The sequence below is a fragment of the Ruegeria sp. BE1 genome (genome assembly GCF_056538885.1).
Window position 1 is genome coordinate 372149 of the sequence record NZ_JBQFTY010000004.1, and the last position, 25136, is coordinate 397284.

Genomic DNA, 25136 nt, shown 5'->3' on the forward strand with positions numbered 1-25136 from the left:
CTTTTGCTATGCCGGGAAGGTTCTGACGGAGCCACTCTGGTGAACGCAGATCGCGGCAGTATCGTCTGTGGTTCGGCCAAGGATGGTTTGAACCTCACCCGCATCCGCGTGGCACAGCGCCGTGGACAGCGCATCTGCCGATGTGGCGTCCGCAGCCTGCACGCTGACCGTTGACCATTGGGGCGATCCTGCGCTGGTGGGGTTCAGGATGTGAAACTGGTCATCCGCCAGACGCAGCGCGCCCGGGCTGGACGTGGCAATCGCCCGGTCCCTGAGCCTCAGGGTCTGCACGATGCCATGCTTGGGGTCGGACACGCCTAGGGTCCAATTGCGCCCAGCTGCATAGAACTCGCCGATATTGACCAAGACGTTCTGCCACCCGTGCTGGCGCAGCACTTGCGTGACCAGATCGGTGGCGTACCCTTGTGCAATGCCGTTCAATGTCAGCGCCTGCCCCGCGTCCAGCTTGATGCGGTCCGGTGCGATCAGGACACGATCCCATCCGATCTTTTCACGCGCAGCCTCAAGATCACCCCTTTGCGCAAGGGCCTGCCACAAGGGTTGCACGGTTGGGTCAAAGCGCCCCCCGGTCAGCCGGTAGGCGCGGTCGCAGGCCTGCAACACCGTGAACATCTCGGGTGCAGGCGCGTTCAGATAACCATCGCGGTTCAGGCGGGACAGCGCGGAACTCGGGCGGTAGAGGCTGAACAGCGCCTCACACCGTTCCAACACCGCGCGGGTGCGGGCAATGGCGGGTTCGGCGACATGGGAGCTGGAGTCAAAAGTCAGGCTGACCTCGGCCCCCATTGCATAGCCCTGCCACCTTGTGGGCTGCGCCGCCGCCGGAGTGGCGAGTGCGGCGGCAGAGATGGTCAGGAAACGGCGGCGATTCATAATTCGGCAGCAACCTCTCGGGTCCGGCGGCGGGCGGCGACAATCAGGGGGACGCATTTTGTGCTGTCGTCATGAATGGTCACGCAATCGAGGCATTGAAAGCACTCATCATACTGAATGCGTCCGCTTTTGGCGATGGCCCCGTATTTGCATTTGACCTTGCACAACTGACAGGGTGAGCCGCATTCCGCACGACGGTCGATCCAGTCGCGCCCGCGCAGCAGGCCGCCAATGGCCATGAATGCCCCCAGCGGGCAGACATAGCGGCAGAACCCTTTGAACAGCACCATGCCCAGAAACAGCCACCCCGCCGCATAGGCCACGTAATACCATTCGCGCACAAAGAAGGTGGTGACGGCGGTTTTAAAGGGTTCAACCTCGGCGGCTTTGTCCACCTGATCGGGGGCGGCGAATACAACGCCCACAAGCCCTGCGAGGATGACGTATTTCAACCATTTCAGACGCCTGTCCCAAGCCTCGGACGGTTCGATCTGCGGCAGGCGCAGGGCTTTGCCCAAGTGATGCGCAAATTCCTGCATCGCACCGAAAGGGCAAAGCCAGCCGCAGAACAGCCCCCTGCCCCATGCGATGAACCCTGTGATGGACACGGCCCAGATCAGCAGGGAAAACGGGTCATAGAGAAGGAATGCGAAACTGCCGCCCTCGACCGCCGCCCGCAATGTGCCCAGCACCGTCACGATCGACAGCTGCCCCTGCCCCCACCAGCCGACAAAACCGATGACAACCGCCAGCACGCCCAAGCGGATCGGGGTGAACAGAGGCTGCGCCGCCAGCGCATTCATACGCAGGCTCAGCGCGGCAACCAGACCGGTCAGGAAGAGCCCCAGAACAATCATGTCCCCCTGACGGTTGCGCAACGCCTCAAGCCATGGTGGCACAGGCGTGATCTGGACCGGGCGGGTAAAGAACCGCTCGGGCGTGATGTGGGGCACCTCCAACGTGACCGCGCCTGTTTCGGGTTGGAACATGCCATGTTCGCGCACCGCCAGAACCTTCAGAACCCAATCGCGCGACGGATCAAAGCCAAGTCGGCGATCCGTGCGCAGGATCATGGCGGTGCCGTCGGGCAAACCATCGGCCAGCTCCACAAACAGATCGGCATCGCGCAGGGCCACCGGAAAGCCATCCTGTTCCGCCGACAGCCAGTCCGGCGCCGTGTTGCGCACGAAATCCTCGCTGACCAGCCCATGGCGCGCGGTTTCGATCACCAGAATCGGCTCATCATTGTCCGAGATTTCCAGAAAGCTCTGGAGGTCATCGAAACTGTCCTCGGCCAACGCGGCGCGGGCGATGGAGGTCGGGCCCAGATCGACAACCCAAATGTCCAAATAAGGCTCATCCGGGTAATCCTGTGCCTCGGGGTCGTCATCGGCCCATAGGGTGCCTGCAAACAAGGCATCGACCTGCGCGTTGGTATAGGTTTTGCGCGTGGCGATGCCCTGATCGACCAGATCCTGCCAGGTCAGAACCTCTTGGTGTTCAGGGTCGGGAAAAGCGGGGGGCGCGGTGGCCAGCCCCTGCATCTTTTCACGGGCCACCGCCAGCGCGGCCCCCATGACGGATTCGTGGGCAATGCGCACGCTGGCGGTCGCCTTGGTGACCCCATCCAGATAAACAAGCTGTGAGCCTGCGGCGGCATCGCCATAAGGTGTGCCCACCACAATCGAATCTGAGATCGACAACCCGCCATATTGCTCAAAGAACTTGTGAAACGGGGCCTCGCCCAGCCCCGAGACAAAGATCGGCTCATTATGTTCGATCAGTTGGACATCCAGAAACCGCCCCTCAAGATCCAGCACCACCAGCAGGTTGATCGGCGCGCCCGAGAACCCCGGCAAAGGGGCCAAGGGTTCGGATTCAAACACATATCCGGCCTCACTGCCGCCGGAGTTCAACAGGCTGTAGACCCCGTCATCGTTCAGCGCATCGCCCAGCGAAAACGGCGCGCGGATATAGGTTTCGACCTGCTCACGCGGCAGCGGTTCGGCCCGGGCCAACAGGCTGCTGAACAGCAGAAAGACAAGGAACAGGATCGCGCGCATGGGCGTGAGGTTATATTTCCCCCCGCAACCGTGACATTCGACAAAAGTCCTAGGCCGCTGCTTCTACGACCCCAAGACGGTTGACGCGGCCCTTCTGCCCCTCAACACTGTGTCCCATCCCTACGACCAAAGCAGCATTTTCCGAAAATCGCACCGGTTGTAGGTTTCAGACAACGCCAGTCATTCATCGGGAGGACATCATGACCTGGAGCACACCAAAGCTGAAAGAAGTGAACTGCGGCATGGAGATCAACATGTATTCTCCGTCTCAGGACGAAGGCCGCGAGCACGAGCCCGACCTGTTCTGATCACGTAAACGCAGCGGAGGCCCAAAGTGCATTTCCTGGTTCTTGGGGCTTCTGCAGGTGGCGGTTTGCCACAATGGAACTGTGGTTGCCGGAATTGCGAGGATGCCCGCAAGGGAAACATCCCGCCCTCCGGCCAATCGTCTTTGGCGGTGTCGCCGGATGGTCTGAATTGGAGCATCCTGAACGCCTCGCCCGATATTCGCCAGCAGATGCTGGACAGCCCGAAAATGCACCCGCGCGCGCTGCGCGACACGCCTGTGGCCTCGGTGCTGCTGACCAATGGGGATATCGACCATATCGCCGGATTGCTCAGCCTGCGGGAACAGACCCCATTCACCCTCTATGCCACGGGCGATATTCTGGACGTGCTGTCCCAGAACCGGATTTTCGATGCGGTCAACCGTGAGAAAGTGGGCCGCCGCCAGATCGCCCTAGGCGATGAATTCACCTTGCAGGCGGGATTGCAGGCACAGCTTTTCGCAGTGCCCGGCAAGGTACCCCTGTTCATGGAAGGCGACAGCGTCCAGACCGATCTGCTGGGGGAACAGACCGTGGGCGTCCGGCTGACCACTGCAGACAAGACCGCCTATTACATCCCCGGCTGCGCGCAGGTGACCGATGACCTGCTGGCCCGGATCGCGGATGCTGATCAGCTGTTCTTTGACGGCACGCTTTGGGATGATGATGAGATGATCCGCACCGGCACCGGGGTGAAAACCGGGCAGCGGATGGGTCATATCTCGATCAGCGGGCCTGAGGGGTCGATCGCCCGGCTGCAAGGCATCCGAGCCGCCAAGACCTTCATCCACATCAACAACACCAACCCTGTTCTGCAACCCGACAGCCCGGAACGCGCCTTTGTGGAAACCGCAGGCTGGACCATCGCCTATGACGGGCAGGAGATCACGATATGAGCCGCGACAGCCTTGAGGCCCGCCTGCGTCAGATCGGGGCCGAGCGTTACCACGACAAACACCCCTTTCATCACCGGCTGCACAGCGGGGAGTGCACCCCCGATCAGGTGCGCGCCTGGGTGATCAATCGCTGGGCCTATCAGGCGGCCATTCCGATGAAGGATGCGGCCTTCATGTCGCGCTGCGCCGACCCCGATATCCGGCGCGAATGGCGATCCCGCATCGAAGACCATGATGGCGGCGTGACCGAGGGCGGCGGCATCCGGCGCTGGCTGAAACTGGCCGAGGCAGTGGGGCTGGACCCCGACTATGTCGCCTCGGGCCGTGGCATCCTGCCGGCCACGCAATTCGCCGTCGATGCCTATGTGCATTACGTGCGCGAAAAGCCCCTGTTGCAGGCGGTGGCGTCGTCTCTGACCGAGCTGTTTGCCCCGAAAATCCACGAACAGCGGATCGAGGGCCTGTTGCAGCATTACGATTTTGCCAACCCTGACAGCCTGTCCTATTTCCAAAAACGCCTGACCCAGGCCCCCAAGGACGTGGCCTTTGGCCTGAACTGGGTGCTGGATCAGGCCGACACGGCAGAAAAAGAGGACATGGCGTGCGAGGCGCTGATCTTCAAAACCAACGTGTTGTGGGCGCAGCTGGATGCGCTCTGGTCGGGATATGTGGAACCGGGCCTGATCCCGCCCGGCGCGTGGAAGCCGGGGGAAGGTCTGCTATGACGCTTGAACTGCACCAGACCGACCGCCCCTATCTGCCGCGCGGCGTGCGGGTTCAACGCGACACGGTGCGCGACCGCATGGTCCTGCAGGCCCCGGAAAAAGTGATCGAACTGGACGATATCGGCGTCGCCATCCTGTCGCGCGTCGATGGGCAGACCCCGTTTGGCCAGATCGTCACCGATCTTGCCACAACATACGGCGCCCCGGCCGATCAGGTCGAAACCGACGTCCAGCGCTTCCTGCAAACCCTGCGCAGCCGCCTTTACGTTCTGGTGCAGCCATGACCGCCCCTGCCCCCATTGCGCTGCTGGCGGAACTTACCCACCGCTGTCCGCTCAGCTGCCCCTATTGCAGCAACCCTGTTGAGCTTGAGCGCAAAGAGACCGAGCTGGACACCCAGACCTGGGTGGATGTGTTCCAGCAGGCGTTTGATATCGGTGTCCTGCAACTGCACCTGTCGGGGGGCGAACCCGCCTCGCGCCGGGATATGGAGGAGCTGACGGCACAAGCCGCCCGTATCGGTCTTTACACCAACCTGATCACATCCGGCATCGGGCTGACCCCAAAACGGCTGGACCGGTTGGAAGAGGCGGGGCTTGATCACATTCAGCTGTCTTTGCAAGGCACCAATGCCGATCTGGCGGATCGCATCGGCGGCTATCGTGGCGGCTTTGACCGCAAGATGATCATCGCAAAGGAAATCGGTGCGCGAGGCATCCCGCTGACCCTGAATGCGGTGATGCACCGCCACAACCTTGATGATCTGGACCGCACAATCGAAATGGCCGCCGAACTTGGCGCGCGCAGGCTTGAGGTCGCCTGCGTTCAGTTCCACGGCTGGGCCCTGTCCAACCGCGCCGCCTTGCTGCCGACGCTGGAACAGACGCTGGCCGTCAAGGACACCGTCGCGCAGGCCAGTCAGGACTTGCGGGGTATTCTGGCCATCGATTTCGTCCCCCCCGACTATTATTCGGACTTTCCCAAAGCCTGCATGGGCGGCTGGGGCTCCACGGGCCTGAATGTGACGCCAAACGGAACGGTTCTGCCCTGCCACGCGGCACAAACGATCCCGACCCTGTCCTTTGACAATGTCCGCGACAAACCGTTGGCAGAGATTTGGCAAAACGGCGCGGCATTCAATACCTATCGTGGAACGGATTGGATGCCCGAACCCTGCCAAAGCTGTGACCGCAAGGAAATCGATTTTGGCGGCTGCCGCTGTCAGGCCATGGCTCTGGCCGCAGATGCCGGCGCCACCGACCCCGTCTGCCGCAAATCCCCAATGCACGACCGCGTGGTCGAGGCCTTGAGGAGTTCGTCGCAAGACGACAGCGCGCTTGTCTATCGCGCGACGCCCGGCTGAGTATTGGACGCGGTTAAAATCCCCGCATTCGGTCTTCCCAATCGAAATCTACGGCTGATTGCCCAACGACATGAGCGCGACTTGAACCTTCTTGTTGCAAAGGTGCATGCATCGGATGTTCCGACGTCGCATTCGCACCTGTGTTCGGACTGGCGCCCAACACAGCGCCAACCCGTTTGTTTCAGATACAGCCGGGATCAGAACACGATCTCGGCCGTCAGACGCAGCGAACGGCCGGGTTCATTCAGCGGCACCACTTCGCCTACAAATTCCTGCCCATAGGTGGCGCGGTTTGCGTAGGTTTCGTCAAACAGGTTGATCACTTCGGCCCGCAGGGTCAGGTTTTGAAACTGTTCCGGCGAATACTGCGTAAAGACGTTGACCACGGTATAGCCCGGCAGTTCGGGTCCGCGCCCTCCAGTGGCGAAATCGAAGGTGTCGTCATAGTCAAACGCCACTTGCGCGTCGCCGCCGATCAGCACGCCATTGGCAAACTGATGCGCCGCCTGAAGGGACAGGAATTCACCCATCGGCATGGTCAGATAGTTGCCGGTAAAGGAATCCGCGGTGCGGCCGTTCACCTCGGTATCGATGTTTGCATATCCCAGGCGCACAAAACCGCCGTTCCACGCATAGCCGACACCCAGCTCGAAGCCTTGCGATTCCACATCCGCGGTAACCGCCGGTCCCGCGCGGTACGAGGCGGCGCGGGCGTTGTCGATTTCGGTATGGAAATACTTGGCGTTGAACACCCAGGCACCCGCAGTATAGCCAGCGGCCACATAGGCGTTCTCGGATGTCACATCCTCGATCCCCTCGGCCGGATAGGTCCAGGCCGGGTTCATGATGAAGTTCTCGGCCAGTTCGATCCCGCCCCAGACATTCGAATATCCGGCCCCAATCGTGAACTGATCTGTCAAAGCGTATTGCGCCGCGATATTGCCTGACACGCCGTTTGTGGACTGGTCCGAACCATCTACCCCGGTGAAGTCCTGAAAATCGCCGCGCAGACCAAAGGACACATCCGTGCGGTCATTCGGCTGGGCCCGGACCTGGGCAAAGACACCGATATTCCGCAGCTTTTCTTCGCCCGCTTCGTTGAAGGCCGGGTTCGGCAGGTATCTGTAATCGGTCTCGGCGGTGTCATCAAAGAAATCCACGCCGGCGTTGACTTCTACGCGCCCGAAATCGAAGCGGTTCGAAAACACGCCGTTGAAACTGTCGGTTTTTCCGAAAACCGTCTGCTGCGTCGGCAGGTCCGTTTCGTCCAGATCCAGATCGGTGCTGCTGTAGGCCAGCAGGAATTTAGGGTCCCACAGACCCTTGGGCTGGTCCTCGGTATAGGTAAAGACCACATTTTCGCGGTTCAGGTCATAGGGCCGCGTCAAGGGCACGGGGCGTCCGCCGACGATCTGACCGATATTGGCGCGGTAGGGTCGGGCCTCATCATCACGTACGTTTTCATAGGACAATTCAAAGCGGTTGCCGCTGTCGGTCTGATAGGCCCCCTTCACCAGCCCGCTTGTCAGGTCCGTACCCGATCCGATGATGTCATTGCCGCTGCCATCGACCTGCGTGCCGCCGGTCGCGTATTTCAGATAGCCGATATATTCGAACCCGCTCTGACGTCCATAAAGCGACAGGCTGTTGGCGAAGATATCACCGTTTGTCCGGTATTCGAACCGATAGCTTCCGCCGAAATTGGCCCCATCCACCAGCAGATCGGCGGCATCCTTGGTTTCATAAGCCAACGCACCCGCCAGCGCCCCAGGCCCCGCATCCGCCGGAGCAACACCGGGATCGACGCGTGCCGACTTGAGCAGGCTGGGGTCGATCAGGGTCGTCGTGTTGTGGTGGAAGATTTTGTTGTTCTGCCGCGCGCCGTCAATCGTGATGGCCAGATTGTTTTCCTCAATCCCGTTCACATACAGCTTTTGGGACATCGGAATCGAACTGCCAACCTGAATGGTAGGCTCTGCCACGAACAATTCCGACAGGTCCGCCGGATTCGTCAGTGCAATCTCGTCGCTGGTGATGTTGATCTCTTCGCCTTCCGGATCTTCCAGAGTCGGCTCGGATATCACAATGGTTCCCAGGAATATGTCGTCGTCGGCCAGCGCGGCAAGCGGCATCATGCCCGCAGCCGCATAGGCCAGATATCGGTGTGTTTTCATGTCCTAACCCGTTTTTTGTATTTTGATCGTCTGGCTAGGTGATGAATGGCTACCGATGCGGGCTGTTTGGCACAGTCGAAATTGTACTTCAATAAGTAAAATACAATATTGAAAGAAGAACCGATGTCGTCTTATTAGGACCGACCCCACTGGCTCTGGTTCACGCCATGTGCCAGAAGACGATGGATATCTGCCCAGCCAGTCCTTGCGACAGCCAAGCCTTCAACTCTGAGGATTGTTATGTTCGCAAAGTTTGGTCTTGCATTTTGCCTACTGGCGACACCGCTGGCGGCACAAACCGTTTCTGTTGAAACCTACCGCGGGGCGCAGGATGTGCCCGCTGACCCCGAAAAGATCGCGGTGTTTGACATGGCTGCGCTGGACAGTCTGGTTGCATTGGGGATCGTGCCGGACGGTACGGTTCAGCCGGTCTATGTTGATTACCTGCAGGACGCCACCCGCAATGCCATCCCCGTCGGCACATTGTTCGAACCCGATTATGAGGCAATCGCGACAATGAACCCCGATCTGGTGATCGCCGGAGGCCGGTCTTACAAGGCCGTGCCCAAGCTGAACAAAATCGCGCCCACAATCGACATGACGATCTGGGAGGACACCGTGGGTCAGGGGCTTGATCGCCTGGCCGCTTATGGTGAGATTTTTGGCAAACAGGCCAAGGCGACCGAACTGGCAGACGCGTTCCGGGCCAAGGTCGAGGCGACGCGCATATCCGCCTCGGGTCAGGGATCGGCGCTGGTCGTGATGACCAATGGTCCAAAAATCTCGGCCTATGGCCCGAAGGGTCGGTTTGGCTGGCTTTACACCTCGGTGGGTCTGACCCCGGCCATCGACGAGATCACCGCTTCGACCCATGGCGAAGCCATCAGCTTTGAGTTCATTCATGACGCCAATCCCGACATCCTGATCGTCATCGACCGCATGGTTGCCATCGGTCAGGACGGAGACAGCGCGCACAGCGTTTTGGACAACGCCCTCGTGCACGAAACCATGGCCTGGAAGACGGGCAAGGTTATCTATCTGGACAGCGCGCCTCTCTACATTGCGGCGGGCGGGATTCAGTCCATGACCCACACGCTGGATCAGATCGCAGACGCGTTCAAGGCCAACTGATCTGTGCGCACCTCACGGCTGGCCATTTGGGGCGGGTCCGGCCTGATCCTGGCCCTGTCTGTTGTCTCGCTGGGGGTTGGCGTGATCGACCTGCCCTGGCATCAGGCTTTGCGCGATCCGGATGCCTTTCGCGTTCTGATGGTCAGCCGCCTGCCCCGTACATTGGCTGTTCTGATTACCGGCGCGGTTCTGGCCATGGCCGGGACGATTCTGCAGGCCATCGTGCGCAACCGTTTCGTCGAGCCGATGACAACGGGCACCGGACAGGGTGCGGCGCTGGGGATATTGCTGGCGACGGTCCTGATCCCCGGCGCGCCGCTGATCCTGCGCATGGGGATGGCCGCCGCAACCGCTTTGGCTGCGGCGTTGGGATTTCTGGCCATCGTCCGGCGGCTGCCGGTTGCGCAGCCCCTGATGGTGCCGCTGGTCGGGCTGATCTATGGCGCAGCTCTGGGGGCGGTCGGCGTGTTCTTTGCCTATCAGTTCGACCTTCAGCAAAGCATCGGAATCTGGACGACGGGTGAATTCTCGGGCGTTCTGAAAGGCCGGTACGAGCTGTTGTGGCTGGCGGCCCTGGCCGGGGTGTTGGTCTATCTGATCGCCGATCAGCTGGCGATCGTCGGAATGGGTCGCACCATGGCGACGGGGCTGGGCGTGAATTACCGGCAGATCATGGCGGCGGGTTTGATTGTCGTTTCGGTGGTGTCGGCGCTGACGGTTGTCACCGTGGGCATGATCCCCTTTGTCGGGCTTGTGGTGCCCAACATCGTCTCACGCCGCTATGGCGACAACCTGCGTCAAACCCTGCCGCTGATCGCTCTGACCGGGGCCGGGCTGGTGCTGATCTCGGACATTATGGGCCGCCTTCTGCTCTTTCCGTTCGAAATCCCCGTGGGATCAGTCTTTGGCGTGATCGGAGCGGTGTTCTTCCTGATGATCCTCTATTCGAGGTCGCGCAGTGCCTACTAAGTTTCTGATCGGTCTGAGCCTGAGTTTTGTACTGTGCTGTCTTGCCTACATGACGGTGGGCGTCACGGCGGGATGGGATTTTATCCTGCCGTTTCGCGGCACCAAGCTTGTGGCGCTGGTGGTGGTGGCTGTGGCGGTCAGCACCTCGACCGTGCTGTTCCAGACCGTATCGGGGAACCAGATTCTGACCCCGTCGATCATGGGGTTTGATGCCCTTTATGTTCTGATCCTGACGGGATCGGTCTATGCGATGGGGGGGCTGGCCGTGGCCGATCTGGCCCCTACCCTGAGCTTTTTGGTGACCGCAACCCTGATGGTTTCGGTGTCTTTGCTTTTGTTCGGGACGCTGTTGCTGGAAACGCGGCAAGACCTGTTTCGCATGATCCTGACCGGCGTGATCCTGGCCACGTTATTCCGGTCGCTGACAGCCTTTCTTCTGCGGGTCATCGACCCCAACGAATTTGCCTTTATCCAGGTCGCCAGCTACGCGCGGTTCAACGATCTGTCCACCGACACTTTGGCAATCGCAGCCCCGGTCGCCGTATTGGCAACCTGCGCGGCCTGGGCACTACGCTTTCGGCTGGACGTGCTTGTGCTGGGCCGCGATCTGGCCATTGGTCTGGGTGAGACACCCAAAACCGCCTACCTTATGGTCTTGCTGCTGGTGGCAGTCATGGTGTCGGTCTCAACGGCACTGGTCGGGCCGGTGGCCTTTCTGGGCCTTCTGGTGGTGTCCTTGGCCCGCTTTATCCTGCCTAGCCCCTATCACGCCCATCTCTTGCCGGTTGCGGCGTTGATCTCGGGTATTGCGCTGGTGGGCGGGCAGCTGCTGATGGAGCGTATCTTTCACCTGATTACACCCCTGTCGGTGGTCATCGACCTTGTCGGCGGGGCGGTTTTCCTGATCCTTATCCTGAAGAGTTTGCGCAGATGATAACGCTAACCAACGTAACCCACCGCCATGATGGCAAACCGGTATTGCGGGATGTCTCGGTCCAGATCCCCGGCGGCGGGGTCACGGCGCTGGTTGGTCCCAACGGTGCAGGCAAATCCACACTGCTCAGCCTTATCGCGCGCCTGCAACCTCTGCAAACAGGGCAGATCACGATCAAGGGTCAGGACGTTCAAACCGCCCCTGCCCGCGACATGGCGCGAACCCTGGCCATCCTGCCCCAAACGACCGAGGTCGCCCCCCGCCTGACCGTGGCGGAACTGGTCGGGTTCGGGCGCTATCCCCACCACCGGGGCCGCCCGGGGCCGCAGGACCGCGCCAAGGTGGATGAGGCCATCGAAACCCTGGCCCTGTCCCCCTTCCGTGACCGTCCGCTGGACAGCCTGTCCGGGGGCCAGCGCCAACGCGCCTTTGTCGCCATGGTCTTTGCGCAGGACACGGATTACGTGCTGTTGGATGAACCGCTCAACAATCTCGACATCGCGGCCAGCCGGGCGCTGATGCAGACCCTGCGCGCCCTGGCCCGCGACCACAGCCGCACGGTGGTGATCGTGCTGCATGACATCAACTATGCCTGCGCCTATGCCGATACGATGCTGACCCTGTCGGACGGACGGCTGGGGCCATGTGGCGCGCCGCATGACATCGTCTCGGACGAGATGATGCGGCAGGTGTTTCAGACAGACGCGCGTATCGTGAAAACCGGCAGCAAGGTTCTGGTCGAGGTCTGAAACACACGCCGATAGATTCAGCGCTGTGTTCCTTCAGGCCAGATGATCCTTGAGGAACGCCTGCACCGGGGCCACCAGACCCCGTTCGTCATGCGCGACACCTTCGACAAGATCAAACTGCACGGCGCATCCCACGGATTTCAGCGATGCGGCCAGACTGCGCAACCTGTCTATGCGGGTAAGCCCGGTGTCGTTTATTCCCGGTGTCCAGAACATCTCATGCGGTTCAATCGTGATCTCCCACGTGTCGGTATCCTTTGACCCCACCACACATTGCACCGGAACCTGCCCGACCATTTCGGGCTTGATCGGACCGCCCAGATATTCGGCCATGCCGTCCAGCCCCAGAGGATACCGTTTGGTTGGATCACACAGCGTCACAACCCCCGGCGCGCCAATTGAGACCGCGCGCAGCCGGTCGGGATGGGCATAAAGGAACCGGTGGGCAAAATGACCGCCGCCGGAAAACCCGTGCAACAGGAACCGGTCGGACTGAACCCGGTAACGGGCAGCAACCTCGTCCACCATCGACAGCAACGACAGGTCAAACCGAAACTCGCGCGCCCGCAGCAGTTTGTAATTCTCCTGATCACCGATAAACAGCAGGTTGCACGGGAATAACGGGGCCAGCACGATGACCTTGTGCTGCTCAGCAAACGCGGCAAACCCGTCGCGATACAGATGCGGTGCCCGTTCCGTGCCATGTATCAGAACCACCAGCGGGTACACCTGATCGCCGTCTTTTTTGTAATCCTTGGGGACATACAGACAATAGCTCAGACGCGGCTCGCTCTGCAGTGTATAAAACGGGGTGTGCCCCTTGTCGTAATACCCGATGGGAAACACCGCTTTCGCGACCTGTGCACCCGTTGTCATGTTGTCTCTCCACCTGTAAACGCCATGCGGCGCCGACCTTTTGTATTTGTCGGCGCAAAGTACACTTGCGATTACCTTATGAAAACAGTAAAGAAAAGACCATGCCGGACACAACGCCTCCTGCTCGTAAGGTCTCGGACCTGCAACGCGAGCTGGCAGCCCAAATCATAGATGCCGCAGCAAAGCGGGGACTGGCCGCTGGCGCGCCGCTGAGGGAATCGGTGCTGGCCAAAGAGCTGTCGGTTTCGCGCACTCCGGTCCGGGCAGCGCTGGATTTCCTGTGCGAAATCGGCGTTGCTGAACATCGTCCGCGCAGGGGATATTTCCTTTGCCTCGAGGCCGACCGGCTGCCCGATCTGGATTACCAGACAACCGGTCAGCAAGCTTATAAGCTGTATCACAAGATCATCGACGCCTACTTCGCCGGTGAGCTGTCTGACCGGATCAGCGAAGCCGAACTGATGCGGCGGTTTCAGACCGAACGCCCGCCCCTGCAAGAGGCCCTGTTCCGATTGTCCAACGAAGGGTTGGTGCGGCAGAATCCCGGCTATGGATGGCAGGTCACGCCGCTTGCAAAATCGCGCGAAGCCGAGGCGGCGGACATGTTCCGGTTTCGCCTGCTGCTGGAGCCCGCCGTTTTCCTAGAGCCCGGATACACCGTTGATCCCAAAATGGTTGCCGATCTGCGTGCAGAACAAACCCACCTGATCGAGACGATCCCGGCCCAATTCGATCTGACACGGGTATATGAATCCAACATCCGCCTGCACGGGGCATTGATCTCATTTTGCCGAAACAGATTTCTGATCAACGCGCTGGATTCAGATGAACCTGCGGATCGGATGAAAGAGTATCAGCATTATCAGAACAAGACCCGCACGTTGCAGGCCTGCCACGAACATATAGCCATTCTGGATGCGGTTGCGGCAGGCGAGCTAACCCGCGCCTCGGACCTCATGCGTGCGCATATCCTGTCTGCCAGAGAATCCAGTTTCTAAACAGGATTGCATTGGACCTTTTCCTGGCACTCTCTCAACGCCTTTTCGGCGCAGCGCTTTCAAGCAGACTGCGCGCATTTTTAACCGTTTTTGCGCATTATATGGGCATACCTGGTTTCAAGTGGTAGAGGTCCCCTTTTGGTCAGCTGCGACATCAACCCAAAACATCACTACCCCCCTGCCCTTGCCGCACCAGAAACTGGCGCCGCAAGGTATTGCGGCCCGGACATGTCCCACTAATGCCCGGACCGTAAATCTTACCCGTGGGTAACATCGTCCTCTTCTTGAAGGTCGTCGATCAAGGCTACGATCGCCTCCTCCAATTTCGCACGATCCACGCGGGTGAAGTCCAGGTCATAACGCAGCTCAAGCCGCCCACCAGAGGCTGAGCATTTGGCCACCCCTGCCCTGCCCGACACCTGGAAAGTTGTCTTGGCCCGTCGGGTTTTACCACCTGATGTGGGTGCGGGTTTGCTGGGTGCAGCAGGTTCCGCTTCGACGAAAGTCCGCAGGATTGCCACTTCCCGCGCGCCATCACGCTCGGGTTCGGCCATCAAGGCGGTGCTGACATCGCGGATCAAACCGGGCTCTGCATCCAGCTTGCGCTTCAGCTCGACGCCCAGATTGCGCGGGATATCGTTCGGGTGAACCAGCACCTTGTCCAGCCGCATCAACAAACTGGCAAAGGCTCGGATATAGCTGCGCTTGGTGTAGCTCGCGGATTTGAAAAGTTGCGCCACCGCCTTGTCCACATCGACACAGTTATTGGCCGGGTCTTCGGCATAGGCGCGTGCAAGCGCGCCCATCTCGGCGAAAGAGATATCTTTGCGGATCAGGTTCTCATCGACCATCCGCCGATAGCTGTCATTCAGATCCGCCGCATCCGCGATCCCGGCCGGGATACGCGCGTATTGATCGTCCCCGGTTTCCTCAAGCAACGCCCGATAGGCCGACAGGCGGCGCATCCCCTGGATCAGATCAAAACGCCCATCCGCCCGCCGCTCCAGCCGGATCGGGTTCGACAGGCCAATATCGCGAATCGACTGTTTCAACTCTTCCAGCTCTGCGTCCGGCCCCGGTGCACGGTCGCGGGTCAGCTTTTCGGTCACCACATCCGCCAGCGCCACATGCTCGGTCACCAGACCATCGGCTTTCAGGCGCACCAGCTCATGCGCCAGACGGTCATTTTCGGCGCGGATGGTGTCCTCGGTCGATTGCTGATCGCGCAGCGCCTCGGCATTTTCCGAGATCGCGGCGGCCATCGGGCCCCGGCGTTTCTCAAGAACTTTGTCCGGAATTTTGCCGACCGGGATATCCTCCATCGCCGGCATATCGATGTCGAACATTCTGCGTTTGCGGCTCATGCGTCATCCTCCAGCTGATCCCAGGCCGACAGCATCACGCCCCGGAATTCTTCGTATACATTGTCAAAGGTCGAGCGCGCGCGGCGCCAGGTTTCGCGCGTCATCTCGCGATAATCCATCTCATAGACCGAACTCAGGAACCGGCCCGATTGCTCAACGGCGCGGGTCATCTCTACCGGGTGTTCGGCGACATGCTCGCCAAAAACTTTCTTGAACGCGTCGAACATGGCCAGATGCAGGGCATTGCCGGGTTCATACCGCGTCAACAGAAAGCGCAGCTCGCAAAAGGTTTTGGGTAAACCGATCTTACCCGTGGGTAAGGTCTTGTCGAACCCATATGCCAGATCCTCAAGCGCCTCGGCCAACTGACCGATGAATGAGGTGGTCGAGTCGTATTCCCAATAGCCGGGGCCCGAAGGTACATAAAGCATATCGGCCGCGAAAACCGCATTCATCGACTGGTACCCAATGGCAGGCGGACAGTCGAACAGGATCAGGTCATAGGCGTCATCCGGGATCTGATCCAGGTACCGTGACACAGCGGCAAAGAAGGACCATTCGGGGTTCAGGTGTCGATACTGGGCAGACGCAAACTCGACAAAGGCCGCGTTGGCACAGGAGGGGATCACGTCGATGGTCGACCATGAGCTTTGCTTGATAAAGTCGCTGATGCGCAGATCGCCAAGACCCATGTCGGTGATTGAGGGCGGCAGCTCACGCCGGGGCAGGGCGGTGCCGGATTCGGCGGCAGCCGGGCGGTTGTTCATCCGCTCGGTCTCGCGGATCAGATCGCGGGCCATAATACCCCAGACGGTGAAATCCTCGGCCACATCGGTCAGGCCCATGGAATGGCTGAGCGTCGCCTGAGGGTCGAAATCCACCACCAGCACCCGGTAGCCATCCAGCGCGGCGGCATGGGCCAGATGCAGCGCCACGGTGGACTTACCAGCGCCACCCTTGAAATTCGCAACCGCAGCACGAATGGCGCGCTTGCCAACAGGGCGGGGCGGCATCAGGGACTTGCGGTTCACCTTCAGGCGACGACGCAGCTCGTTCACCTCTTCAAGACTGAACCAGCGCTGACGGCCGTCGGGCTCAACCTCGCCGCCGGGCAGGGTGGGGTCAGCAGCCAGCTTGCCGCGAAAGGTCGATTGATTGACGCGAAAGATCAACTCGGACACTTCCCAGCTTGAAAAGCGCCGCAGGGTTTTCTCCATCTCGGGGCTGAAGGTTTGCTGGCGAATCCAGCCCTGCAGTTTGAGGGATTGGTTGCGCAATGCGTTCAGGTCTTCGTGCGTATACATGCCTCGGGTCTCATCGTTTGGGACGCTATTTTATATGTGTTTCTTATTTACGCTTGATTTGCGCTTTACGCAAAAGAAAATATACTACGAATGTGAACTTACCCACGGGTAAGAAAACAAGGGCTTAACGCGCGCCTGTTGATTCGGGGTGCATGAAAGGCGGCTTAGGCGCCGACACTATGCCAAGCCACAGGATTTAGGGGGTCGTTTACGACCTGAAGACTGCATTTAGGGGGACAAAATGCCCCAATAAGGGGACATTCAGTATGTCCCCCATCACCAATACTTCACCATTTTTATTTTATTATTCAGGAATGGGATTTGCGGAGTTCGATCCGAAAATCAGACTCCGCTTGACAGAATCGCAGCTTTGGACGCTAATCAGCGCATCGACTTGAAAAGCGTTGGCAAACAGCGCAGGGAATTGCGGTATATCCGCTTGAGGCAGTAGAGAGCAGTGAGAACGGGAATGCATGTTGCAAAACCGGTCGGGCGAAATGCGCCTGCCCTAAAATATGATATTCTATCCGCACTGACGGTGCATGCCTTGTCTGGCGACAAACACAGGCAGCGCAGCATCCTGCGTATCATCGCGCTCATCACCACCCGCTACAATTGGCGAACCAACGAGCTTTCCATCGGTCGCGAGGAAATTTCCCGGTTGTGGTCCGTCAATGAACGTACGGTCAAACGCGAGATGGCCAAGCTGCGCACGATGGGATGGATTTCGATCAAACGACCTGCAGTGCGTGGTCGGGTGGCGGTGTATGAAATCGACCTCAAACAGGTGATGTTGGACACGTCCGAGATTTGGCCGGTGATTGGAACCGATTTTCATGCGCGTATGTCGGATGAGCCGGAAACGGATAACACGGTTGTTCCCTTCACGGCAAAACCCGCACCGCCCGAAGCGACAGGGGGGGATGTGTGGGGGCAGGTGCAAGCGATCCTGCATGGGCGTGACCCCGAGCTTTGGGCCAGCTGGTTCCGGCATCTGACCGAGGCGGACAGGGCAGGGGGCGTCGTAACCCTGATGGCGCCATCGCGTTTCATGGCAGATTACATCGCGCAGAAATGGAGCGGGCGTCTGCTTGCCGCCTATAACCGCGTAGACCCCGCCGTGCGCAACCTGCGGTTTGAGGCCGTCGAATGAAGCACGAGCGGACCAGATGACAGAATTGACCTGCCCCAATTGCGGTGCGGCGTGTCCGGTCACATTGCGCAGTGCCAAGCTTGTGACATGTCTGTCCTGCAGCACGACCCTGATGCTGAACGGTGCGCATGTGGAGGGCGCAGGCGAGCAAGGGGTGATGCATGATGCACCGATGCTGTTTCAGATTGGCGATACCGTTGAACTGGGCGACTCACCCCTGCTGATCCTAGGGCATGCGCGGTTTTCTTACGGGCGTGGATTCTGGGATGAGTTTTGCACGACGGATGACAGCGGCGCGGTGATCTGGGTCTCGGTCGATGAGGGTGACGTGGTGGAACAGCGGCGTATCCCCGATGGTCAGGCGCCCCGTGCGCAACCTCCGTTCAAGCCGGGTGAAACGATAGAGTTTCAGCGCTCCACCTATGTGGTGAGTGAGGTCGAGCAGGCGGAGTGCATTGCCCTGCGGGGTCAGTTCGACGAAGCGCTGCACGTGGGTGAGACCTATGATTTCGTCAATGCCTCGGCCGATGGCTACAGCCTGCTGTCGGCTGAGTTCTGGGATGGCGGCGCATCCTGGTACGTGGGGCGCTGGCGCGATCCGTTTGGGATAAAGGTGCAGAGATGACCCGCGCGCCGGATCTGACGACGATCAATTGCACCTCATGCGGGGCTGGGCTGGACGTTTTGGGCGGTGGCAGGGTAATCGTCAAAATCTGTGAATATTGCGGATCAGAGCTGGACGCCCAAAATAATTATACCGTTCTGCGAAAGTTCGCTGATTTGCAGAGACCCCATACGCCGCTATCGCTTGGGATGCGCGGCACCTTCTATGATGTCGAGTTCGTCATCGTTGGGCTGGTGGAACATACCGAACGCTGGGCAGGGCGGGTGTTTACCTGGATCGACCATCAGCTGTATTCACCAACCCATGGCTATGCCTGGCTGACGCTGGAAGACGGTCATCTGGTGTTCTCGCGGCGCTATCGCGGGGAGGGCTGGATATCCGAGCATTGGGTTGAAACCGCGGACCACCCGCCATCCGTGCGCACCAGTCAGGGCACGTACCGCTATTACGAAACCACCCACAGCACGATCACCTATGTCGAGGGCGAGTTTACCTGGAGCCCAAAACTGGGTGAGCGCACGGTGACAATCTCGGCCATGTCGGACGCGGCGATGCTGGGGTTTTCGGAAACGGGGACCGAGCGGGAAACCTATCGCTCGATCTATGTCTTTAAGAAAGAGGCCGAGGCTGCGTTTGGGCAGCCGCTGGACATAACCCCATATCGGGTTCATCCGCTGCAACCCTTTGTCGAAGGTAAAAACTATCAGTTTCTGCTAAAAAGCGCCTTCGTGTTTGCCGCCATCTGCGTGATGCTGGCCTATGGGTTCAGCCTGTATAGCGGGCGGGATGTTGTACGCTCTTACAAAATCGACGTGAGCGATCTGCCGGTTGAGATACCGCTGCCGCTGGAGGCGGATAACAAGCTGGCGTCGATCAGGCTGCAGGGGAATGTGCAAAACAGCTGGGCTTATCTTGAGATGGGGATGACCGATCCGCAGGGCGTTCCCCTGTTCGAGGCCGGGCGGACCATTGAATACTATTACGGGCGCGACTCGGATGGCGATTGGCGCGAGGGGTCATCCTCGACGGAATTGCGGTTCCGTCCCGAGCAGTCCGGCACCTATACGCTGGCCCTGTCGGTGGCCGACGAAGGGTTCTGGACCGGGGTCGGGGCAGGGCGGACAGCGAACCAGCCCGTATCGCAGCTGACGCTGGATGTGCGGGCGGGGCAGTTCACAGGCAGATGGATGGCGATGCTGGCGGCGGCGTTCGGGGCATTGTTCCTGGTTCAATTCGCGCGTAAAGCCGTGCACCGATGGGCCCGCTGGTCCGGGTCTGACTGGGTAGACGAGGATTAACGTGACGCCGTTCCGGATCATTTTTCTTGCGATCTCAGTCGTGGCCATCGGGGCCACGGGATACGTTTCTTATTACGGGTACGGATCGGAAAGCCGTGACCTAGACACATCCGTGCGCGTCGGCAGTGGCGGCGGCGGGTATTATCGATCAAATCGCGTCAAATAGCGGGGACATCATGGATTATTTTGCAGCCATTCAGATTGCCGAGGTGATCAGCACGATCTTTTACACCTTCCTGGGCGTCGCGCTGATGTGGGCGGTGTGGAAGGTGATCGACTGGCTGACCCCGTTTTCCATCGTGCGTGAGATCGAGCATGATCAGAACATCGCGCTAGCGATCGTGATCGGGCTGCTATTCGTGTCGGTCGCCATCATCATCGCGGCTGTCATCCTGTCATGACACCGGCCCGCGCGGTCGAGGCGCGCGCCGCGTGGCTGTTGGCGGCGACGTTTCTGGTTGCCGTTGCGGGCCTGATCTATGAGCTGATCGCGGCGACCCTGTCCAGTTATCTGCTGGGGGATTCTGTCCGGCAGTTTTCGCTTGTGATCGGTATTTTCCTGTCGGCGATGGGTCTGGGGGCGTGGTTGTCGCGCTTTGTGACCCACGCGTTTTCCGGCTTTGTCTGGGCGCAGATCCTGCTGGGGATTGTCGGCGGGTTCATGGCGCCGGTGCTGTTTCTGAACTATGCGTGGATGGGTCATGTGGCGACGCCGCTATATGCGGCGCTGATCCTGATCGGGGTTTTGTCGGGGATGGAAATCCCGCTGATCGCGCGGGTTCTGGAAGAGATCGGCGCGCTGAAGTTCCGGTTCGAAAACGTGCTGAGCGTGGATTACGTCGGCGCGCTGGTGGCGTCGCTGGCCTTTCCGCTGTTGGTGATCCCGCATCTGGGGCTGATGTCGGCAAGCCTGGCCTTTGGCGGGTTGAACCTGGCGGTGGCGGGGCTGTCCTTGCTGGTGTTTCGGCACTGGGCCAGCCGGTTGCAGGTGGCGGTTTGGGCGCTGGCGCTGACGGCGACGCTGGTGGCGTTGTGGCATTCGGAAAAGCTGGTCTCAGTCACCGAGGCCGAGCTGTTCGAGGATGACGTGATCCTGTCCGAGGCCACCCCCTATCAGCAGATCACCGTGACGCGCTATCGCGACCGGGTGCGGCTGTTTCTGGATCACTCGATCCAGTTCGATACGCTGGATGAGCATCGCTATCACGAACCGCTGGTGCATCCGGCGATGGCGCTGGCCCCGCGCCGGGCGCATATTCTGGTGTTGGGCGGTGGCGACGGCATGGCCGTGCGCGAGGTGCTGCGCTACGCCGATGTCGAACAGGTGACGCTGGTGGATCTCGATCCCCGCGTGACCGAGATTTTCCGCGACCACCCCGATCTGTCGGCGCTGAACGATCATGCCCTGTCCGACCGGAGGGTCACTGTTCTGAACCAGGATGCCTGGCAATTCCTTGAGCGGGATGCGGGGGGTTATGACGTGATCGTCATCGACCTGCCGGACCCGAAATCCATTGCCCTGTCGCGGCTGTATTCGCGGCAATTCTACGGGCTGGCCGTTGAAAGGCTGAGCGGGCAGGGCCTGTTGGTGACGCAAGCCGGGTCGCCGTTTTTTGCGCGGCAGGCGTTCTGGTCCGTGGTGGAAACTCTGAACCACAGCCGCAATCCGCAGCAGCCGGGGCAGGGGCTGCACAGCCTGCCGTATCACAGCTATGTGCCCAGCTTTGGCGAATGGGGCTTTGTGCTGGCCTCGCAAGAGCCGCTGTCGCGGCGGGTTTTGCAATTGCCTGAGGGGCTGACCTATCTGACCGATGATGTGTGGCAGGCCACGCAGGTCTTCGGCGCAGATATGGGCCCCGTTCCGGCCGAGGTGAACACGCTGCAGACCCATGTTCTGACCGGCTATTATCTAGACGGGTGGGAGCACTGGTTCCGCTGAACCCCGGCTGATGCGGGTGATCTCGACCCGGTCTGGGCGCAGCTCTTGTTCCAGTATGTCGGCGGCAATCTCGGGTTGGGCGGCGCCGCACATAAAGATGTCGATGGCGGCATAGGCTTTCTCGGGCCATGTGTGGATCGAGATATGGGATTCCGCCAGCAACAGCACGCCGGTGACGCCGCCATGCCCGCCGAATCTGTGCAGCTTGCTGGTCAGAACCGTGGCCCCGGCGGCCCGGGCGGCGCGTATCAGGGCGCGTTCGATCCGGTCCGCGTCACGCAGCGCATCGCCCCCGAAATGATCGATCAGTAAATGAGTACCCGTCGCCGGGGGTCTGCCAACATCCATATACCGCACTTAGCCTTTGCCGGGTGAAATGGGAAGGGACCGACCGGGTGCGCGCAGATGGTCTATTGAAATCTGTGGGGGAATAGTATACCGCCGCATACAAACAAATGCCGGACCGTATAGATCATCGCGACTCCGGCCCTGATCGCCACCAGATGCAAACAGCCGGAATAGCCATGAGCCTTTATACAGATTACCTCAGTGAGATTGAAACCCGCAAAGCCGAGGGCCTGCACCCCAAGCCCATCGATGATGCCGCATTGGTCAAAGAGATCGTGGATCAGATCAAAGATGCAGGCAACGAACACCGGGACCAGTCGCTGCAGTTCTTTATCTATAACACACTGCCCGGCACGACGAGCGCCGCAGGGGAAAAGGCCAAGTTCCTGAAAGAGATCATACTGGGCGATGCAGTGGTCGAGGAAATCTCGGTTCCTTTCGCGTTCGAGCTGCTGTCGCATATGAAGGGCGGCCCCTCGGTCGAGGTTCTGCTGGACGTGGCCCTGGGTGATGATGCGGCGCTTGCTGCTCAGGCGGCTGAGGTGCTGAAATCGCAGGTCTTCCTCTATGAGGCCGACACCGACCGGTTGAAGGCGGCGTTTGAGGCGGGCAACCCGGTGGCGCGCGATATTCTGGACAGCTACGCCAAGGCCGAGTTCTTTACCAAGCTGCCCGATCTGGATGAAGAGATCAAAATCGTGACCTATGTGGCGGCCGAGGGCGATATCTCGACCGATCTTCTGTCGCCGGGCAATCAGGCGCATTCGCGGTCAGACCGAGAGTTGCACGGCAAGTGCTTTATCTCGGACAAGGCGCAGCAGGAGATTGAGGCGCTGAAACTGCAGCACCCCGACAAGCGCGTCATGCTGATCGCGGAAAAAGGCACCATGGGTGTGGGATCGTCGCGGATGTCGGGCGTGAACAACGTGGCGCTGTGGACGGGCAAACAGGCCAGCCCCTATGTGCCCTTTGTCAACATCGCCCCCATCGTGGCGGGCACCAACGGGATTTCGCCGATCTTCCTGACCACGGTCGGCGTGACCGGCGGCATTGGCATCGACCTGAAGAACTGGGTCAAGAAAGTGGACGGAGAGGGCAACCCGATCCTCAACAATGACGACAGCCCGGTTCTGGAGCAGAAATACTCGGTCGAAACCGGCACCGTCATGACCATCAATACCCGCGACAAAAAGCTGTATGACGCCAGCGGCGAGACTGAGCTGGTGGATATCGCGTCGTCCTTCACGCCGCAAAAGAAGGAATTCATGGTTGCGGGCGGGTCTTATGCCATTGTCTTTGGCAAGAAGCTGCAGACATTTGCCGCCGAAACACTGGGTGTCGAGCAGACCCCGGTCTTTGCGCCGTCCAAGGAAATCACCCATGACGATCAGGGTCTGACGGCGGTCGAAAAGATCTTTAACCGCAACGCCGTGGGCGTGACCCCCGGCAAGGTTCTGCATGCCGGGTCGGACGTGCGGGTCAAGGTCAATATCGTGGGCTCGCAGGACACCACCGGCCTGATGACCAGTCAGGAGCTGGAGGCGATGGCCGCCACGGTCATCTCTCCCACCGTGGATGGGGCCTATCAGTCGGGCTGTCACACGGCCTCGGTCTGGGACAAGAAGGCACAGGCCAACATTCCGCGCCTGATGTCCTTCATGAACAATTTCGGCCTGATCACCGCGCGCGACCCCAAGCACGAATATCATGCGATGACGGATGTGATTCACAAGGTGCTGAATGACATCACGGTCGATGACCGCGCCATAATCATCGGCGGCGACAGCCATACGCGGATGTCCAAGGGCGTGGCGTTTGGCGCGGATTCGGGCACCGTTGCGCTGGCGCTGGCCACGGGGGAGGCGACGATGCCGATCCCGGAATCGGTCAAGGTGACCTTCAAGGGCAAGATGGCCGACCATATGGATTTCCGCGACGTGGTGCACGCGACGCAGGCGCAGATGCTGAAACAGTTCGGCGACAACGTGTTCCAGGGCCGCATCATCGAGGTGCATATCGGCACCCTGCTGGCGGATCAGGCGTTTACGTTCACCGACTGGACGGCCGAGATGAAGGCCAAGGCGTCGATCTGCATTTCGGAAGATGACACGCTGGTTGAATCGCTGGAAATCGCCAAGCACCGCATTCAGATCATGATCGACAAGGGCATGGAGAATGAGGCCAAGACCCTGCAGGGCCTGATCGACAAAGCCGATGCACGTATCGCCGAAATCAAATCGGGCGACGTGCCCGCCCTGACACCGGATGCAAATGCCAAGTATTTCGCCGAGGTTGTCGTTGATCTGGATGAGATCGACGAGCCGATGATCGCCGACCCGGATGTGAACAACGCGGATGTGTCGAAACGCTATACCCACGATACGATCCGTCCGGTGTCTTATTACGGCGGCGACAAAAAGGTCGATCTGGGCTTTGTCGGGTCGTGCATGGTGCATAAGGGCGACATGAAGATCGTGGCCCAGATGCTGCGCAATCTGGAAAAGGTTTCAGGCAAGGTTGAGTTCAACGCGCCACTGGTTGTGGCCGCGCCGACCTATAACATTGTCGATGAGCTGAAGGCCGAAGGCGATTGGGAAATCCTGCAGCGCTATTCGGGTTTCGAGTTTGACGATCTGTTCCCGAAAACCTCGGCGCGCAAGGAATATGAAAACATCCTGTATCTTGAGCGCCCCGGCTGCAACCTGTGCATGGGCAATCAGGAAAAGGCCGAAAAAGGCGACACGGTTCTGGCCACCTCGACCCGCCTGTTCCAGGGTCGCGTGGTTGAGGATTCGGACGAGAAAAAGGGCGAGTCCCTGCTGGCCTCGACCCCGGTTGTGGTGCTGTCGGCTATTCTGGGCCGGACCCCGAAGATCGAAGAATACAAGGCCGCGGTGGAAGGCATCGACCTGACCAGCTTTGCACCGCCCGCCAAGCCCGAGGTCACGAACTCGGCGCATTTCTGAACCCGCTCGGGCCGGTTTGCACAGAACCGGCCCGATCTTTT

Annotated in this window: 23 protein-coding genes; 16 read left to right on the forward strand and 7 right to left on the reverse strand. The window is 59.9% G+C overall.

All coding sequences use genetic code 11. The features are described 5' to 3' along the window. Nucleotides 1–6: 6 nt before the first annotated feature. The gene (locus ACR0J5_RS14590; protein WP_480654549.1) at nt 7–894 is read right to left on the reverse strand and encodes an FAD:protein FMN transferase; all 888 of its coding nucleotides are present in this window, start codon (nt 892–894) and stop codon (nt 7–9) included. Continuing rightward, complete coding sequence (locus tag ACR0J5_RS14595; protein WP_480654551.1) at nt 891–2957, reverse strand: 4Fe-4S binding protein; 2067 nt, start codon at nt 2955–2957, stop codon at nt 891–893. The genes ACR0J5_RS14590 and ACR0J5_RS14595 overlap by 4 nt, the downstream gene beginning before the upstream one ends. A 200-nt stretch (nt 2958–3157) precedes the next feature. Here ACR0J5_RS14595 and pqqA point away from each other — a divergent pair, with 200 nt between their 5' ends. Genes pqqA through pqqE form a run of 5 tightly spaced genes read left to right on the forward strand, consistent with a single transcriptional unit; the run spans nt 3158 to nt 6267 of the window. Beyond that, nucleotides 3158–3265, forward strand: coding sequence for a pyrroloquinoline quinone precursor peptide PqqA (gene pqqA, locus ACR0J5_RS14600; RefSeq protein ID WP_480654553.1), 108 nt, complete (start codon nt 3158–3160; stop codon nt 3263–3265). 26 nt (nt 3266–3291) lie between these two features. Then, nucleotides 3292–4179: a pyrroloquinoline quinone biosynthesis protein PqqB gene (gene pqqB / locus ACR0J5_RS14605; protein WP_480654555.1), complete on the forward strand. Its 888-nt coding sequence runs from the start codon at nt 3292–3294 to the stop codon at nt 4177–4179. Next, nucleotides 4176–4904 carry a pyrroloquinoline-quinone synthase PqqC gene (gene pqqC / locus ACR0J5_RS14610; protein WP_480654557.1) on the forward strand — a complete coding sequence of 243 codons (729 nt, stop codon included), beginning with the start codon at nt 4176–4178 and terminating at the stop codon, nt 4902–4904. The genes pqqB and pqqC overlap by 4 nt, the downstream gene beginning before the upstream one ends. Further along, the gene (gene pqqD, locus ACR0J5_RS14615; protein ID WP_480654559.1) at nt 4901–5188 is read left to right on the forward strand and encodes a pyrroloquinoline quinone biosynthesis peptide chaperone PqqD; all 288 of its coding nucleotides are present in this window, start codon (nt 4901–4903) and stop codon (nt 5186–5188) included. The genes pqqC and pqqD overlap by 4 nt, the downstream gene beginning before the upstream one ends. Further along, nucleotides 5185–6267 (forward strand): pyrroloquinoline quinone biosynthesis protein PqqE, encoded by a 1083-nt coding sequence (pqqE, locus tag ACR0J5_RS14620; RefSeq protein ID WP_480654561.1) that lies wholly within the window; start codon nt 5185–5187, stop codon nt 6265–6267. Before pqqD ends, pqqE begins: the two co-directional genes overlap by 4 nt. A 197-nt stretch (nt 6268–6464) precedes the next feature. Here the strand turns inward: pqqE and ACR0J5_RS14625 are convergent, their stop codons facing one another. Beyond that, nucleotides 6465–8441 carry a TonB-dependent receptor domain-containing protein gene (locus ACR0J5_RS14625; protein WP_480654563.1) on the reverse strand — a complete coding sequence of 659 codons (1977 nt, stop codon included), beginning with the start codon at nt 8439–8441 and terminating at the stop codon, nt 6465–6467. A gap of 240 nt (nt 8442–8681) precedes the next feature. Between ACR0J5_RS14625 and ACR0J5_RS14630 the strand changes: the two genes are divergently transcribed. The 4 genes from ACR0J5_RS14630 to ACR0J5_RS14645 are packed head-to-tail and all read left to right on the forward strand — an operon-like array spanning nt 8682 to nt 12224. Beyond that, nucleotides 8682–9572: a siderophore ABC transporter substrate-binding protein gene (locus tag ACR0J5_RS14630; RefSeq protein WP_480654565.1), complete on the forward strand. Its 891-nt coding sequence runs from the start codon at nt 8682–8684 to the stop codon at nt 9570–9572. Between the two features lie 3 nt (nt 9573–9575). Further along, nucleotides 9576–10541, forward strand: a complete 966-nt coding sequence (locus tag ACR0J5_RS14635) for an ABC transporter permease (protein ID WP_480654567.1) — start codon at nt 9576–9578, stop codon at nt 10539–10541. Further along, nucleotides 10531–11475 (forward strand): iron chelate uptake ABC transporter family permease subunit, encoded by a 945-nt coding sequence (locus ACR0J5_RS14640; protein WP_480654569.1) that lies wholly within the window; start codon nt 10531–10533, stop codon nt 11473–11475. Before ACR0J5_RS14635 ends, ACR0J5_RS14640 begins: the two co-directional genes overlap by 11 nt. Further along, complete coding sequence (locus tag ACR0J5_RS14645; protein ID WP_480654571.1) at nt 11472–12224, forward strand: iron ABC transporter ATP-binding protein; 753 nt, start codon at nt 11472–11474, stop codon at nt 12222–12224. The genes ACR0J5_RS14640 and ACR0J5_RS14645 overlap by 4 nt, the downstream gene beginning before the upstream one ends. Before the next feature lie 33 nt (nt 12225–12257). On the opposite strand, the gene ACR0J5_RS14650 is transcribed toward ACR0J5_RS14645, so the two are convergent. After that, nucleotides 12258–13100, reverse strand: a complete 843-nt coding sequence (locus ACR0J5_RS14650; RefSeq protein WP_480654573.1) for an alpha/beta hydrolase family protein — start codon at nt 13098–13100, stop codon at nt 12258–12260. Nucleotides 13101–13201: 101 nt separating this feature from the next. Here ACR0J5_RS14650 and ACR0J5_RS14655 point away from each other — a divergent pair, with 101 nt between their 5' ends. Next, complete coding sequence (locus ACR0J5_RS14655) at nt 13202–14098, forward strand: GntR family transcriptional regulator (protein ID WP_480654576.1); 897 nt, start codon at nt 13202–13204, stop codon at nt 14096–14098. Nucleotides 14099–14355: 257 nt separating this feature from the next. On the opposite strand, the gene ACR0J5_RS14660 is transcribed toward ACR0J5_RS14655, so the two are convergent. Both ACR0J5_RS14660 and ACR0J5_RS14665 read right to left on the reverse strand, forming a co-directional pair. Then, nucleotides 14356–15462, reverse strand: a complete 1107-nt coding sequence (locus tag ACR0J5_RS14660) for a ParB/RepB/Spo0J family partition protein (protein ID WP_480654578.1) — start codon at nt 15460–15462, stop codon at nt 14356–14358. Further along, nucleotides 15459–16766 carry an AAA family ATPase gene (locus tag ACR0J5_RS14665; protein ID WP_480654579.1) on the reverse strand — a complete coding sequence of 436 codons (1308 nt, stop codon included), beginning with the start codon at nt 16764–16766 and terminating at the stop codon, nt 15459–15461. The genes ACR0J5_RS14660 and ACR0J5_RS14665 overlap by 4 nt, the downstream gene beginning before the upstream one ends. 469 nt (nt 16767–17235) lie before the next feature. Here ACR0J5_RS14665 and ACR0J5_RS14670 point away from each other — a divergent pair, with 469 nt between their 5' ends. The 5 genes from ACR0J5_RS14670 to ACR0J5_RS14690 all read left to right on the forward strand — a co-directional run bounded on the left by ACR0J5_RS14670 (nt 17236) and on the right by ACR0J5_RS14690 (nt 21781). After that, nucleotides 17236–17919 carry a DnaA N-terminal domain-containing protein gene (locus ACR0J5_RS14670; protein ID WP_480654581.1) on the forward strand — a complete coding sequence of 228 codons (684 nt, stop codon included), beginning with the start codon at nt 17236–17238 and terminating at the stop codon, nt 17917–17919. A gap of 16 nt (nt 17920–17935) precedes the next feature. Continuing rightward, on the forward strand, nt 17936–18544 hold the full coding sequence (locus ACR0J5_RS14675; RefSeq protein WP_480654583.1) for a DUF4178 domain-containing protein: 609 nt from the start codon (nt 17936–17938) through the stop codon (nt 18542–18544). Next, nucleotides 18541–19842 (forward strand): DUF4178 domain-containing protein, encoded by a 1302-nt coding sequence (locus ACR0J5_RS14680; protein ID WP_480654585.1) that lies wholly within the window; start codon nt 18541–18543, stop codon nt 19840–19842. Before ACR0J5_RS14675 ends, ACR0J5_RS14680 begins: the two co-directional genes overlap by 4 nt. Nucleotides 19843–20018: 176 nt before the next feature. After that, the gene (locus tag ACR0J5_RS14685; protein ID WP_480654587.1) at nt 20019–20243 is read left to right on the forward strand and encodes a DUF350 domain-containing protein; all 225 of its coding nucleotides are present in this window, start codon (nt 20019–20021) and stop codon (nt 20241–20243) included. Further along, a complete protein-coding gene (locus tag ACR0J5_RS14690) occupies nt 20240–21781 on the forward strand; it encodes a polyamine aminopropyltransferase (protein WP_480654589.1) in 1542 nt (513 codons plus the stop codon). Before ACR0J5_RS14685 ends, ACR0J5_RS14690 begins: the two co-directional genes overlap by 4 nt. Here ACR0J5_RS14690 and speD read toward each other — a convergent pair. Next, entirely contained in the window at nt 21752–22129 is a 378-nt protein-coding gene (gene speD / locus ACR0J5_RS14695) for an adenosylmethionine decarboxylase (protein ID WP_480654591.1), read from the reverse strand. The two genes, ACR0J5_RS14690 and speD, sit on opposite strands and share 30 nt — an antisense overlap. A 176-nt stretch (nt 22130–22305) precedes the next feature. Here speD and ACR0J5_RS14700 point away from each other — a divergent pair, with 176 nt between their 5' ends. After that, a complete protein-coding gene (locus ACR0J5_RS14700; protein ID WP_480654593.1) occupies nt 22306–25095 on the forward strand; it encodes a bifunctional aconitate hydratase 2/2-methylisocitrate dehydratase in 2790 nt (929 codons plus the stop codon). Nucleotides 25096–25136 lie beyond the last annotated feature (41 nt).